This window comes from Salmonella sp. SAL04157 (assembly GCF_046551635.1).
In the GTDB taxonomy this organism is placed as follows: Bacteria; Pseudomonadota; Gammaproteobacteria; order Enterobacterales; family Enterobacteriaceae; genus Salmonella; species Salmonella enterica.
The window spans coordinates 551,915-565,404 of the sequence record NZ_JBGDVS010000002.1; the positions used below are offsets into that span (position 1 = coordinate 551,915).

The window sequence follows — 13,490 nt, forward strand, 5'->3', positions numbered from 1 at the left end:
CGGTTACTCCTTACGCCTTTTCAACCTGAACAAGATTACTGTGTGACGGATTACCTTTCGCCAGTGGGGAAGGCCGGTGCGACGTCAGAATGTTAATGGAGCCGCCGCGATCGATTTTGTCGCCAAACATGTCGGCATTTAACCAGGCGCCCTGGCCGATAGCGGTGACGCCAGGCAATATGCGCGGCGTGACTTTTGCCGGAATGAGCATCTCTCCATTCTGGTTAAAGACCCGCACGGTGTCGCCGTGCTGAATGCCGCGCGCTTGCGCATCAATCGGGTTGATCCAGATCTCCTGCGGACACGCCTGTTGCAGGACGTCGATATTGCCGTAGCTGGAGTGGGTACGCGCTTTATAGTGGAAGCCGGTTAGCTGTAGCGGGTAGCGCTGACGAAGCGGATCGTCCCAACCGTCAAAGCCTGGCGTATAGGCGGGTAAAGGATGGATAATCTCATCTTTCTTCAGCTCCCACGTGTTGGCGAGGGTTGCCAGACGCTCGGAATAGATTTCGATTTTACCGGACGGCGTTTTCAGTGGGTTGGCGGCAGGGTCTTCGCGGAAGGCGCGGAAAGCGACGTAGTGCTCCTCCGGGCATTTTTTCTTGAAAATCCCTGTCTGTTTCATCTCTTCGTAATCCGGCATTTCCGGGTTACGCGCTTTGGTTTTTGCGTGCAGGTATTTGACCCACTCATGCTGCGTGCGGCCTTCTGTGAAGGTCTGGTATACGTCCGGACCAAGCCGTTTAGCCACTTCACTGAGCGTCCAGTAAATGGGCTTTCTTTCAAATTTCGGCGAGGTGGCGGGCTGACCAAGAATGACATAGCCCATATTGCCTGCGGATTCGTGGGAAATCAGATCTTCCTGCTCGGTCGGCATTAAATCAGGCAGCAGAATGTCGCAATATTTTGCCGACGCGGTCATAAAGTGCTCGATGCCGACGATCATTTCACATTTACTGTCGTCCTGAAGCACCTCGTGGGTGTGGGCGATATCGCCATGCTGATTGATCAGCGTATTACTGGCGTAGCACCACAAAAATTTGATCGGCACGTCGAGCTTGTCTTTTCCCCGCACGCCGTCGCGTGTGGCGGTCATTTCCGCGCCATGATCGATAGCGTCGGTCCAGGTAAAGACCGAAATCTGGGTTTTTACCGGGTTCTCCAGCATAGAAAACCATTCGACGCCCAGATCCCAGGTGCCTTCGCGCACGCCGGAATTACCGCCATTTATGCCGACGTTACCGGTGAGTACAGACAACATGGCGATTGCGCGTGCGGTCTGCTCCCCGTTAGAGTGGCGTTGCGGTCCCCAGCCCTGGCAAATGTAAGCCGGTTTCGCCGAGCCGATTTCCCGCGCCAGTTGAATGATTTTTTCCGCCGGAATACTGGTAATCTGCGCGGCCCATTGCGGCGTTTTAGCAATACCGTCTTCGCCCTGACCCAAAATATAGGCTTTATAGTGCGCGTTACGCGGGGCCGAGGCGGGCAGAGTGGTTTCGTCGTAGCCGATGCAGTATTTATCCAGAAACGGTTTATCAATAAGATCTTCGGTAATCAGCACCCAGCCGATTGCCGCCGCCAGCGCGCCATCGGTACCTGGGCGAATCGGCAGCCACTCGTCTTCGCGGCCGGCGGCAGTGTCGTTATAACGCGGGTCAATGACGATCATCCGGGCGTTGGAGCGTTCGCGCGCCTGTTCGACATAGTATGTCACGCCGCCGCCGCTCATACGTGTTTCCGCGGGGTTATTGCCAAACATCACCACCAGTTTTGTATTGGCGATATCATCCGGACTGTTGCCGTCGTTGCCGCCGAACATATAGCTCATGGCCGCGCTGATTTGGGCGGTGCTGTAGCTACCGTAACGGCTGAGATAGCCGCCGCAGGCGTTCATCAGGCGATACGGTACGTTAGAATTGGTGATATTGCCGCCGTCCACGCCGGTACCGTAAAGCACATGTACCGCTTCGTTGCCGTAGTCCTTGAGGATACGTTTCAGGTTATCGCCGATGGTATCCAACGCTTCATCCCAACTGATACGTTCGAATTTGCCTTCTCCACGTTTACCAACGCGTTTCATCGGATATTTCAGGCGATCGGGGTGGTTCATCCGGCGACGAATGGAACGACCGCGCAGGCAGGCGCGTACCTGATGGTTGCCATATTCATCGTTGCCCGTGGTATCTGATTCAACCCAATATACGGTGTCATCTTTTACGTGCAGGCGTAGCAGACAGCGGCTGCCGCAGTTAACGGTACATGAACTCCAGACCGCTTTTTCTGCCACATTGCCAGATGCGAGGTCTGCTGCGGCGTGGGCGATGCGGGAGAACGGAAGGGTGAAAGCGCTACTGGCAAGCGCAAGGCTACCGATAGCGGAGGTTTTCACCAGGCTTCGTCGGCTGATACTGGCCGCCATTAATGCCTCAGGGTTGGTGATTTTCATAACAGCTCACTATGCTCATCCAAAAAAGAGTTTTAAATGTTGTTGTGTTCGCAAAACGGGGAGCCCCGGGCGCGTAAAAACGTCCCGGAGCAGGCGGCTTAGATTTTTTCGATTTCCACCAGATTTGTATGTTGAGGATTCCCTTTTGCCAGGGGGGAAGGACGCAGCGTCGTGAGCGTATTGATGCAGGCGCCGTGGTCAATTTTATCGCCAGCCATATCCGCATTATGCCATGCGCCCTGACCCATCGCGCTGACGCCGGGCAGAATACGCGGCGTGACTTTGGCGGGTAGACGCACCTCTCCACGATCGTTAAAGACGCGAACCTTATCGCCATTCGCGATACCGCGTTTTTGCGCATCGAGCGGATTTATCCACACCTCTTGGCGACAGGCGGCCTGCAGAACATCAATATTGCCGTAGCTTGAATGGGTACGGGATTTATAGTGAAAGCCAAACAGCTGTAGCGGGAAGGTGTTCCGTTTCGGATCGTCCCATCCTTCAAAAGTAGGGGTATAAATCGGCAGTGGGCTTATCACGTCGCCTTCCGCCAGCTCCCAGGTACTGGCGATGTGAGCGAGTTTGCTCGAGTAGATTTCGATTTTGCCGGACGGCGTTTTTAACGGATTGGCCTGCGGATCTTCACGAAATTTTTTATAGGCGACAAAATGGCCGTTGGGATCTTTGCGTTTATAGATGCCCATTTTTTTCAGCTCGTCATACGCGGGCAATGCCGGATCTCTTGCCTGCATTTTGGCGTACAGATATTGCAGCCATTGCGCCTGTGTTCGGCCTTCGGTAAACCGCTGATACACATCGTCGCCGAGGCGTCTGGCGATTTCGCTGAGTACCCAGTAGATGGGCTTGCGCTCGAACTTAGGCGTCGTCGCCGGTTGGATAAAAATCAGATATCCCATATTGCCGGCGTAATCATTGGGGATGATATCTTCCTGTTCGACGGTCATGAGATCCGGCAGTAAAATATCGGCGTACTTCGCGGAAGAGGTCATAAAATTGTCGATGACCACAATCATTTCGCATTTCGCTTCATCCTGAAGAATTTCATGGGTTTTATTAATATCCGAATGCTGATTAATCAGGGTGTTGCCAGCGTAGTTCCATAGAAATTTGATCGGAACATCCAGTTTATCTTTGCCGCGTACGCCGTCGCGCAGGGCGGTCATTTCCGGACCGCGCGCAATGGCGTCCGTCCAGCTAAAGCAGGAGATGGCGGTTTTAACGGGATTCTCCAGGACCGGCAGACGTTCAATGGTAATGGTGTAAGTAGATTCGCGTGCGCCGCTGTTACCGCCATGAATGCCGACGTTGCCGGTCAGAATCGGTAACATGGCGATGGCGCGAGCGGTTTGTTCGCCGTTCGCCTGACGCTGCGGCCCCCAACCCTGACAGATGTAGGCCGGCTTGACGCTACCTATCTCGCGCGCCAGTTTGATAATCCGATCGGCGGGGATGCCGGTAATGTGTGACGCCCACTGCGGCGTTTTGGCGATACCGTCCTCGCCCTGGCCCAAAATATAAGCCTTATAATGGCCATTGGGGGGCGCGTCAGCCGGAAGGATCTTTTCATCGTAGCCGATGCAATAGTTGTCGAGAAAAGGCTGGTCAACGAGATTTTCGTTAATCAATACCCAGGCAATTCCCGCCACCAGCGCGGCGTCGGTGCCGGGGCGAATCGGTATCCACTCGTCTTCACGTCCGGCAGCGGTATCGGTATAGCGCGGATCTATCACGATCATGCGCGCATTTGAGCGTTCACGCGCTTGCTCCAGAAACCAGGTAATGCCGCCGCCGCTCATGCGTGTTTCAGCCGGATTATTGCCGAACATGACCACCAGTTTACTGTTTTCGATATCAGACGTGCTGTTGCCGTCGTTGGAGCCATAGGTGTAGGGCATGGCGCAAGAAATTTGCGCGGTACTGTATGAGCCGTATTGATTCAACGAACCGCCGTAGCAGTTCATCAAACGCTTCACCGGCGAGGCGGCAGGCGACGAGCGGGTTATGTTGCCGCCTACGATGCCGGATGAATAGTGGATATAAACGGCTTCATTGCCGTAGGTCTCTACGGTCTTTTTCAGGCTGGCGCTAATGGTGTCCAGCGCTTCCTGCCAGCTAATGCGTTCAAATTTGCCTTCGCCGCGGCGGCCAACGCGTTTCATGGGATAGTTAAGGCGATCCGGATGGTTAATGCGCCGACGGATTGAACGGCCCCGCAGACAGGCGCGAACCTGATGATTGCCGTAGACATCGTCGCCAGTATTATCAGTTTCAACCCACCAGACTTCATTATCTTTTACATGCAGACGCAGGGCGCAGCGACTGCCGCAGTTGACCGAACAGGCGCCCCAGACGATTTTATCTTCTTCGTTGCGCATGGCCTGCTGCACCGCCGCGGCCGCGGTACGCATCCCAAACGGTAAAGATACGCCTCCGGCAGCCAGCGCCAGTGAGCCAAGCGCCGCTGATTTCACTAACGTCCTGCGGCTAACGCCTGTTTGTTGCTTTTCTCCGGGCATCACTCACTCCATTGTCGTTATTATTTCGCTATATATTGATAACTATAACGAAATTATTAACATGCTAATGATGTAATGAGTTTACCCCTTTGGGAGTAAGGATTATTAATCCATGTCAAAGAGCGTTACCCTCCGGACCCGGAGGGCAGGAGGAGATTATTGCGGTTCGGCGGATGAACCGTCTTGAGCGGGAGAGGTATTGGCTGGCGCATTGCCGCTGCTGGTGCGGGTATAAAGAATTTTATGCGTGTCGTTCGCGCAATGGCCCACCACCTGTGAGTCCGGCTGATCGGCCTGGTCGTTAGGAACGATAGTGAGCGTAAAATTATCTGCCGGCACGCCGTTATTGATGATACGTTGTTCAATATCGCTTTTTACTCTCTCGCACGATCCCGGTGCCGCCATCACCAGCGAGGGGGCGCTGACTAACGCCAGAGCGGCTATTGCAGTTGCGATTTTCATCATGAACTCCTGTGATTAATGACGATGTTCTAAGCTTAGCATTTTTCGTGTAAATAACTGTATTTGCTAATATGATGATAAATATCTTTTCATCCTGGTGATACGTGTGAAGAAACCCCTTTTACTGACGTTATTGTGCATGATACTGGCTGGTTGTGATAACCCGAAATCCCTTGAGTCTTTTACGCCGGAAATGGCCAGTTTTTCGAACGAATTTGATTTTGATCCATTACGTGGTCCGGTAAAGGATTTCAGCCAGACATTGATGAGTGAGAATGGCGAAGTGGCGAAGCAGGTCACCGGTACGCTTTCACAGGAAGGCTGTTTTGATACGCTTGAGTTACACGATCTGGAGAATAATACGGGGCTGGCGCTCGTGCTGGATGCCAATTATTACCGGGATGCTCAGACGCTGGAAAAAAAGGTGCAGTTACAGGGGAAGTGCCAGCTGGCGGCGTTGCCTTCGGCGGGCGTGACCTGGGAAACGGACGACAACGGTTTTGTGGTATCGGCGACGGGCAAAGAGATGAAAGTCGAGTATCGCTATGATAGCGAAGGTTATCCGCTAGGTAAGACAACCATAAGCTCGCAGAATACGCTCTCTGTGACGGCAAAACCCTCCGCGGACCCGCGTAAAAAGCTGGATTACACGGCAGTCAGCCGGGTGGATGATCGACAGGTCGGCAACGTCACACAGAGCTGCGAATATGATGCGTACGCGAACCCTGTTGACTGCCGGCTTGTTATCGTCGATGAGAGCGTTAAGCCGGCAGTGTCCCACCATTACACCATTAAAAATCGTATCGATTACTACTAAACCGGGCGCGGTGCGACTCTCCGTGACTGCCGCGCCGCGTTTACTGCGCGGTGGGTTTCAGGAGCGTAGAACCGGACGTTTTATGTTCATCCAGATACTGCTGCTGGAAGATACACATGCGGATGGTGTTACGGTATTCGCCGTTAATGAAGAACTCATGAATCAGCTCGCCTTCTACTCTAAACCCGAGTTTACGGTAGATGTGAATCGCTTTTTCATTCTCTTTATCGACGATCAAATACAATTTATAGAGATTGAGTACGGTAAATCCGTAATCCATCGCCAGTTTGGCCGCGCGTGACGCCAGGCCTTTTCCCTGGTACTCCGGCGAAATAATAATCTGAAATTCCGCCCGCCGATGCACATGGTTAATTTCCACCAGTTCTACCAGCCCGGCGTTTTCACCGTCACATTCGACGACAAAGCGCCGTTCGCTTTGGTCGTGGATGTGTTTGTCGTAGAGATCCGACAGTTCGACAAAAGCCTCATACGGCTCTTCAAACCAGTAACGCATAACGCTGGCATTATTATCAAGCTGGTGGACAAATCGTAAATCTTCACGCTCAAGCGGGCGCAGTCTGACCTTGTAGTCACTTGTCATACTGTATCCTTACACTTCCTTTTAGTTATCCTGCATCAGGGCGTAATAACGCGACCTGTACGACGATCCAGACACCGCAGCGTATTGGGCTCCCAATAGGCGTTGATGTTGGCGCTTTGCTCGCATTTATCGCGGTTATCAAAGGCGGCATCGGCTTTGTCCCACTCTTTTTCTGCGCGGGTATTCACTTTCTGACGCAGACTGCGAGTGTCGTTCCATTGTTCCTTTTCCATCGCCGCTTCCTGACGACTTTGTGCGCTATCTCCCGATTCAATCACCAGTTTACTGGTTTCAGCGAATGCGGAAGTAGTATATACAACGGTCGCCAACGTAAGCATTGCCGTCAGGCACAGGCGTTTGCTCAGCGTATTGTTCATCACAACATCCTTTCATTAGAGGGGAAAAAGCGGTAAACCACCTGTAAATTCTACACCAATCCTTATGCCTGGCATATACACAAGAATGGCCGGATAACCGTAACGATATTCTGTTGTATTATCACTTATCATTTCGTAACCAAATGAATCTCATGCTAAAGACGACTCTGCTTTTCTTTGTCACCGCCCTCTGTGAAATCATTGGATGTTTTCTTCCCTGGCTATGGATTAAGCGCGGTGCCAGCGTGTGGTGGCTTCTGCCCGCCGCCGCGTCACTTGCGTTATTCGTCTGGCTTTTGACCTTGCATCCGGCGGCGAGTGGGCGGGTTTATGCGGCTTACGGTGGGGTATATGTCTGTACTGCGCTCCTGTGGTTACGTGTTGTCGATGGCGTCCGGCTCACGGTTTATGACTGGTGCGGCGCGCTGATCGCGCTGTGTGGAATGCTGATTATCGTCGTCGGATGGGGACGTACGTAACATTGCCGCGCGACCAGAACATTTTGTGATCTGGCAGCGCTTTTTACATCAATATACTTGTATGGTAGTAGCTCAGTTGGGTAAATTTCCTGCATCCCATAATGCGATGTAAGGAATAAACATGAAGATTGTAGGGGCTGAAGTTTTTGTTACGTGTCCAGGGCGTAACTTCGTCACCTTAAAGATAACCACGGAAGACGGGATCACCGGTCTGGGGGATGCCACCCTGAACGGACGCGAGCTCCCGGTGGCCTCGTACCTTACCGATCACCTGTGCCCACAGCTCATCGGGCGGGATGCTCGCCGCATCGAAGATATCTGGCAGTTCTTCTACAAAGGTGCGTACTGGCGCCGTGGCCCTGTCACCATGTCCGCCATTTCCGCGGTTGATATGGCGCTATGGGATATTAAAGCCAAAGCCGCCAATATGCCGTTGTATCAGTTACTCGGCGGCGCTTCTCGTGAAGGCGTCATGGTGTATTGCCATACCACAGGCCACACCATTGACGATGTGCTGGAAGACTACGCGCGTCATAAAGAGCAAGGGTTCAAAGCAATCCGCGTGCAGTGCGGCGTTCCGGGGATGAAAACCACCTACGGCATGGCGAAAGGCAAGGGGCTGGCCTATGAGCCCGCGACAAAAGGCCAGTGGCCGGAAGAACAATTGTGGTCAACGGAAAAGTATCTCGATTTTACGCCAAAGCTGTTTGACGCCGTGCGTAATACGTTCGGTTTTAATGAACATCTTCTGCACGATATGCATCACCGGTTGACGCCTATTGAGGCTGCCCGCTTTGGCAAATGTATTGAAGACTATCGTTTGTTCTGGATGGAAGACCCGACGCCGGCTGAAAATCAGGCGTGCTTCCGCCTCATCCGCCAGCATACGGTCACGCCGATTGCGGTAGGCGAAGTCTTTAACAGTATCTGGGATTGCAAACAGCTCATTGAAGAGCAATTGATTGACTATATCCGCACCACGCTTACCCATGCCGGTGGTATTACCGGGATGCGCCGCATTGCCGATTTTGCCTCGCTCTACCAGGTGCGTACCGGTTCGCATGGGCCGTCCGATCTGTCGCCGGTTTGTATGGCCGCGGCATTACATTTCGACCTGTGGGTGCCTAACTTTGGTGTGCAGGAGTTTATGGGCTACTCCGAACAAATGCTGGAGGTTTTCCCGCATAACTGGACGTTCGAGGGCGGCTATATGCATCCGGGCGACAAGCCAGGACTGGGCATTGAGTTTGATGAAAAACTGGCGGCGAAATATCCGTACGATCCAGCCTATTTGCCGGTGGCCCGCCTGGAAGACGGCACACTGTGGAACTGGTAAGGAGCGAAAAATGAAAAGCATCGTAATCGAAAAACCGAATACATTAACCATCGAAACGCGCGCGCTTCCGCAGCCTGCGCCGGGTGAAGTTCGTATTAAAGTGAAACTGGCGGGTATCTGCGGTTCCGACAGTCATATTTATCGGGGACATAATCCCTTTGCAAAATATCCCCGTGTCATAGGCCATGAATTTTTCGGTGTCATCGACGCGGTAGGCGACAACGTCAATCACGACCGGATAGGAGAACGGGTATCCGTCGATCCGGTGATCAGTTGCGGGCATTGTTACCCTTGTTCAGTTGGTAAACCCAATGTGTGTACCTCGCTGGTGGTGCTGGGCGTGCATCGTGACGGCGGTTTCAGCGAGTATGCGGTGGCGCCGGCCCGTAATGCTTATCGCATACCGGACAACATCGCAGACCATCATGCCGTCATGGTTGAGCCGTTTACCATTGCGGCAAATGTGACGGGGCAGGTGAATCCAACCGAGCAGGACGTGGCGCTTATCTATGGCGCAGGCCCGATGGGACTGACGACCGTACAGGCGCTGAAAGGGGTTTATCAGGTTAAAACCGTCATAGTCGTTGATCGCATTGAAGAGCGTTTAGCGATGGCGAAGCAGAGCGGCGCTGACTGGACCCTCAATAATGGTCAACATTCACTGGCGGAATTTCTACAGCAGAAGGCGCTAAAACCGACCTTGATTGTCGATGCCGCCTGTCATCCCGCTATCCTGCAAGAGGCGATTACCCTTGCATCGCCTGCGGCACGCATTGTCCTGATGGGATTTTCCAGCGACCCGTGTGAGATTGTACAGCAGGGTATTACCGGAAAAGAGCTGGCTATTTATTCATCGCGTCTTAATGCCAATAAATTCCCGGTCGTGATTGACTGGCTGAATAAAGGGCTTATTGATCCGGATAAGCTGATAACGCATACATTTGATTATCAACATGTCACCGACGCGATTGAGCTTTTCGAGAAAGACCAGCGTCAATGCTGCAAAGTCTTACTCACGTTTGCGAAATAATATAAATAATTGCGAGTAAGTGGTACGCATCTTACCTCTTAGAGATTGCCTATATGACACAAATAAAGCATGAACGATCGACTCAGGATTTAGTGCGCGCTGCCGTATCTGGCTGGTTAGGCACCGCGCTTGAATTTATGGATTTTCAGTTATATTCACTAGGCGCGGCTCTGGTCTTCCATGAGATATTTTTCCCGGAACAGTCTGCCGCGATGGCGCTTATTCTGGCAATGGGCACCTATGGTGCAGGTTATATAGCCAGAATTATCGGCGCCTTTGTTTTTGGTAAAATGGGCGACCGCATCGGACGAAAAAAAGTATTGTTTATTACCATCACCATGATGGGGATCTGCACCACGCTGATTGGCGTACTGCCGACGTATGCGCAAATCGGTATTTTTGCGCCAGTATTACTGGTGACATTGCGAATTATACAGGGGCTGGGCGCCGGGGCGGAAATTTCCGGCGCGGGTACCATGCTGGCCGAGTATGCGCCGAAAGGAAAGCGTGGCATCATTTCCTCGCTGGTCGCGATGGGCACCAACTGCGGTACGTTGAGCGCGACGGCGATCTGGGCGGTGATGTTCTTTGCGCTTGAACGCGAACAACTGATCGCCTGGGGATGGCGTATTCCTTTCCTGGCGAGCGTCGTTGTCATGATATTCGCGATCTGGCTGCGAATGAATCTGAAAGAAAGCCCGGTATTCGAAAAAGTAAGCGAAGGCGAAAAATCGCCAGCGTTAACGCCTGCGTCAGAAAATACATTGGGCGCGATGTTTACCAGCAAATCTTTCTGGCTGGCCACCGGTTTACGTTTTGGACAAGCTGGGAATTCGGGGCTTATTCAAACCTTCCTTGCCGGATATTTAGTTCAGACGTTATTATTTAACAAATCTATCCCAACCGATGCGTTAATGATAAGTTCCGTAATTGGTTTTATCACTATCCCACTATTAGGGTGGTTGTCCGATAAATACGGTCGTCGGCTGCCGTATATAATATTGAATATCTCCGCGATTATCCTCGCCTGGCCGATGCTGTCTATTGTGGTAGATAAAACGTATAGCCCTGGCGTTATTATGGCAGCGCTCATTGTTATTCATAACTTTGCCGTGCTGGGATTATTTGCGCTGGAAAACATTACCATGGCGGAAATTTTCGGATCGCGTAATCGCTTCACCCGGATGGCGATTTCAAAAGAGGCAGGGGGGCTGGTGGCGGTCGGTTTTGGCCCCGTCCTCGCAGGAATCTTTTGTAACATGACCGATTCCTGGCTGCCCATCTTAATTATGCTGGTGCTCTACTCGTGTATTGGTCTGATTTCTGCGCTGTTGATGCCGGAGGTCAGAGATCGCGACCTGAGTTTGCCTGAGGATGCGGCGGAAGCGACAGCGGCAGAGAAGTTACGCCACTCCGCAACCCAGACGAGTTAAATCGTGTCGACGGTATGGCCGGAACGCTAATGCGGTTTCGGCCATGCTGTCCGGTCACTTTTGTTTAATTAGCGTAAATCCAAATGCACCAGGGCAGGCGTTACTCTGCGACTGTTCCGCTTTCAGAATATAGAGGTTATAAAATGCAAAACAGGCTTTTATCGGCAAAGGCGACGCTTCCTGATTACGATCGTGCGGCGCTGGCGGCGCGGATGGTCCATCTCGGTTTTGGCGCGTTTCATCGCGCGCATCAGGGGGTTTATACAGATATTCTGGCTGCGGAGCAGCATAGCGACTGGGGCTATTATGAGGTTAACCTTATTGGCGGCGAACAGCAGATTGCCGATCTAAAGCAGCAGGATAACCTCTATACCGTGGCGGAGATGTCGGCGGAAGCCTGGACGGCGCGTGTGGTGGGCGTCGTCAAGGCGGCGTTGCATGTCCAGGTTGATGGTCTGGAACGTGTGCTGGCGGCGATGTGCGAACCGCAAATAGCGATTGTGTCTCTGACCATTACCGAGAAAGGGTATTGTCATTCGCCAGCCACGGGCCAACTTCTGCTGGAACATCCCATGATTGCCGCCGACCTGCAAAATCCGCATCAACCGCTAACGGCACCGGGTATTATTGTCGAAGCGTTAGCGCGTCGTAAAGCCGCAGGCTTACCGGCATTTACCGTGATGTCCTGCGACAACATGCCGGAAAATGGGCATGTGACGCGTCAGGTTGTGACGGCTTACGCCCGGGAGGTGGATGCGGAACTGGCGATATGGATCGAGCAAAACGTGACATTTCCGTCAACCATGGTTGATCGGATTGTCCCTGCGGTCACGCCGGAGACGCTGGATAAAATCGAACAACTGACCGGCGTGCGCGATCCGGCGGGCGTTGCCTGTGAACCGTTTCGCCAGTGGGTGATAGAAGATACGTTTGTGGCGGGTCGTCCGCAGTGGGAAAACGCGGGCGCGACGTTGGTCGCCGACGTGGTTCCGTTTGAAGAGATGAAACTGCGAATGCTTAACGGCAGTCATTCATTCCTGGCTTATCTGGGGTATCTTGCCGGCTATCAGCATATTAATGACTGTATGGATGACGACAACTATCGTCTGACCGCGCAGGCGTTAATGTTACGCGAGCAGGCGCCCACGCTGAAAGTCCAGGGGGTAGATTTACAGCGTTATGCCGATCAGTTGATTGCGCGTTACCGTAATCCGGCGTTGCGTCATCGTACCTGGCAGATTGCAATGGATGGCAGCCAGAAACTTCCGCAGCGTATGCTGGACTCCGTTCGCTGGCATCTTGCTAATCATAGCGATTTTGATTTGCTGGCGCTGGGCGTGGCGGGGTGGATGCGTTACGTCGGCGGCGTGGATGAACAGGGCAAGGCGATCGACATTAGCGATCCGCTATTGCCGGTTATTCAGCGCGCCGTGGCAAATAGTGAAGAAGGCGCAAGTCGTGTTAAGGCGCTGCTGGGAATGGCTGAAATTTTCGGCAACGATTTGCCGCAGGCGGCGCGGTTTACGCAAAAAGTGCAAGAAGCCTATGACAGTTTACTGACATATGGCGCGAAAGCGAGCGTGGCGAAATATGCCGAGCGGTTGAAGTAGCGCAACAGAGACCCGGTAGCATTATGCTACCGGGAAGGCCGGGGCGGTTCTTAGCGGCCAGTGGTATCAGTTCATGCCAAGACGAATCAGTTCGACCGGCGCGAATTTACCTTCACAACCTTCGACAATCACCGTTTTGCCGCGGCGAATTTGACCTGCATCCAGACCTTCGCTCTCAATGGCTTTGATAATCCCGGTATGACCCGTGCCGCTTATCATGACCCGGCTACCGGTAGTGATTGCGTTACGGTTACGATCGTATGTCATCATGGTGTTTTCTCCTTTCAAACTTACAGCCAAAGCCCGCAGGTTTCCCCGCATGACGGGCGACATATAAATACGCTTATCGTTGCGAATTTTTT

Annotated in this window: 12 protein-coding genes; 6 read left to right on the forward strand and 6 right to left on the reverse strand. The window is 52.7% G+C overall.

Annotated elements, in window-relative coordinates; all coding sequences use genetic code 11:
* Positions 1–10: 10 nt before the first annotated feature.
* The 3 genes from ynfF to ACLJRE_RS06360 form a co-directional block, all read right to left on the reverse strand.
* Positions 11–2,446 (reverse strand): selenate/tellurate reductase subunit YnfF, encoded by a 2,436-nt coding sequence (gene ynfF, locus ACLJRE_RS06350; RefSeq protein ID WP_001530143.1) that lies wholly within the window; start codon positions 2,444–2,446, stop codon positions 11–13.
* Positions 2,447–2,544: 98 nt separating this feature from the next.
* On the reverse strand, positions 2,545–4,983 hold the full coding sequence (gene ynfE, locus ACLJRE_RS06355; RefSeq protein WP_023212734.1) for a selenate/tellurate reductase subunit YnfE: 2,439 nt from the start codon (positions 4,981–4,983) through the stop codon (positions 2,545–2,547).
* A gap of 156 nt (positions 4,984–5,139) precedes the next feature.
* Positions 5,140–5,448 carry a DUF1161 domain-containing protein gene (locus ACLJRE_RS06360; RefSeq protein ID WP_000975516.1) on the reverse strand — a complete coding sequence of 103 codons (309 nt, stop codon included), beginning with the start codon at positions 5,446–5,448 and terminating at the stop codon, positions 5,140–5,142.
* A gap of 103 nt (positions 5,449–5,551) precedes the next feature.
* Between ACLJRE_RS06360 and ACLJRE_RS06365 the strand changes: the two genes are divergently transcribed.
* Positions 5,552–6,262 (forward strand): YnfC family lipoprotein, encoded by a 711-nt coding sequence (locus ACLJRE_RS06365; RefSeq protein WP_023212735.1) that lies wholly within the window; start codon positions 5,552–5,554, stop codon positions 6,260–6,262.
* A gap of 40 nt (positions 6,263–6,302) precedes the next feature.
* On the opposite strand, the gene speG is transcribed toward ACLJRE_RS06365, so the two are convergent.
* Both speG and ACLJRE_RS06375 read right to left on the reverse strand, forming a co-directional pair.
* Positions 6,303–6,863: a spermidine N1-acetyltransferase gene (speG, locus tag ACLJRE_RS06370; RefSeq protein ID WP_000199997.1), complete on the reverse strand. Its 561-nt coding sequence runs from the start codon at positions 6,861–6,863 to the stop codon at positions 6,303–6,305.
* Between the two features lie 35 nt (positions 6,864–6,898).
* Positions 6,899–7,240 carry a DUF1283 family protein gene (locus ACLJRE_RS06375; RefSeq protein WP_006623066.1) on the reverse strand — a complete coding sequence of 114 codons (342 nt, stop codon included), beginning with the start codon at positions 7,238–7,240 and terminating at the stop codon, positions 6,899–6,901.
* A gap of 152 nt (positions 7,241–7,392) precedes the next feature.
* On the opposite strand from ACLJRE_RS06375, the gene ACLJRE_RS06380 reads away from it, so the two are divergent.
* The 5 genes from ACLJRE_RS06380 to ACLJRE_RS06400 all read left to right on the forward strand — a co-directional run bounded on the left by ACLJRE_RS06380 (position 7,393) and on the right by ACLJRE_RS06400 (position 13,128).
* A complete protein-coding gene (locus ACLJRE_RS06380; RefSeq protein WP_000921382.1) occupies positions 7,393–7,719 on the forward strand; it encodes a YnfA family protein in 327 nt (108 codons plus the stop codon).
* A 121-nt stretch (positions 7,720–7,840) separates the two neighbouring features.
* A complete protein-coding gene (gene rspA, locus ACLJRE_RS06385; RefSeq protein WP_000706264.1) occupies positions 7,841–9,055 on the forward strand; it encodes a starvation-sensing protein RspA in 1,215 nt (404 codons plus the stop codon).
* Between the two features lie 10 nt (positions 9,056–9,065).
* The gene (locus ACLJRE_RS06390; protein WP_001628970.1) at positions 9,066–10,085 is read left to right on the forward strand and encodes a Zn-dependent oxidoreductase; all 1,020 of its coding nucleotides are present in this window, start codon (positions 9,066–9,068) and stop codon (positions 10,083–10,085) included.
* Between the two features lie 53 nt (positions 10,086–10,138).
* A complete protein-coding gene (locus ACLJRE_RS06395) occupies positions 10,139–11,518 on the forward strand; it encodes an MFS transporter (protein ID WP_000192118.1) in 1,380 nt (459 codons plus the stop codon).
* 143 nt (positions 11,519–11,661) lie between these two features.
* The gene (locus ACLJRE_RS06400; protein ID WP_023212738.1) at positions 11,662–13,128 is read left to right on the forward strand and encodes a mannitol dehydrogenase family protein; all 1,467 of its coding nucleotides are present in this window, start codon (positions 11,662–11,664) and stop codon (positions 13,126–13,128) included.
* A gap of 66 nt (positions 13,129–13,194) precedes the next feature.
* On the opposite strand, the gene ydfZ is transcribed toward ACLJRE_RS06400, so the two are convergent.
* Positions 13,195–13,398, reverse strand: a complete 204-nt coding sequence (gene ydfZ, locus ACLJRE_RS06405) for a putative selenium delivery protein YdfZ (protein ID WP_000989267.1) — start codon at positions 13,396–13,398, stop codon at positions 13,195–13,197.
* Between the last annotated feature and the right edge of the window lie 92 nt (positions 13,399–13,490).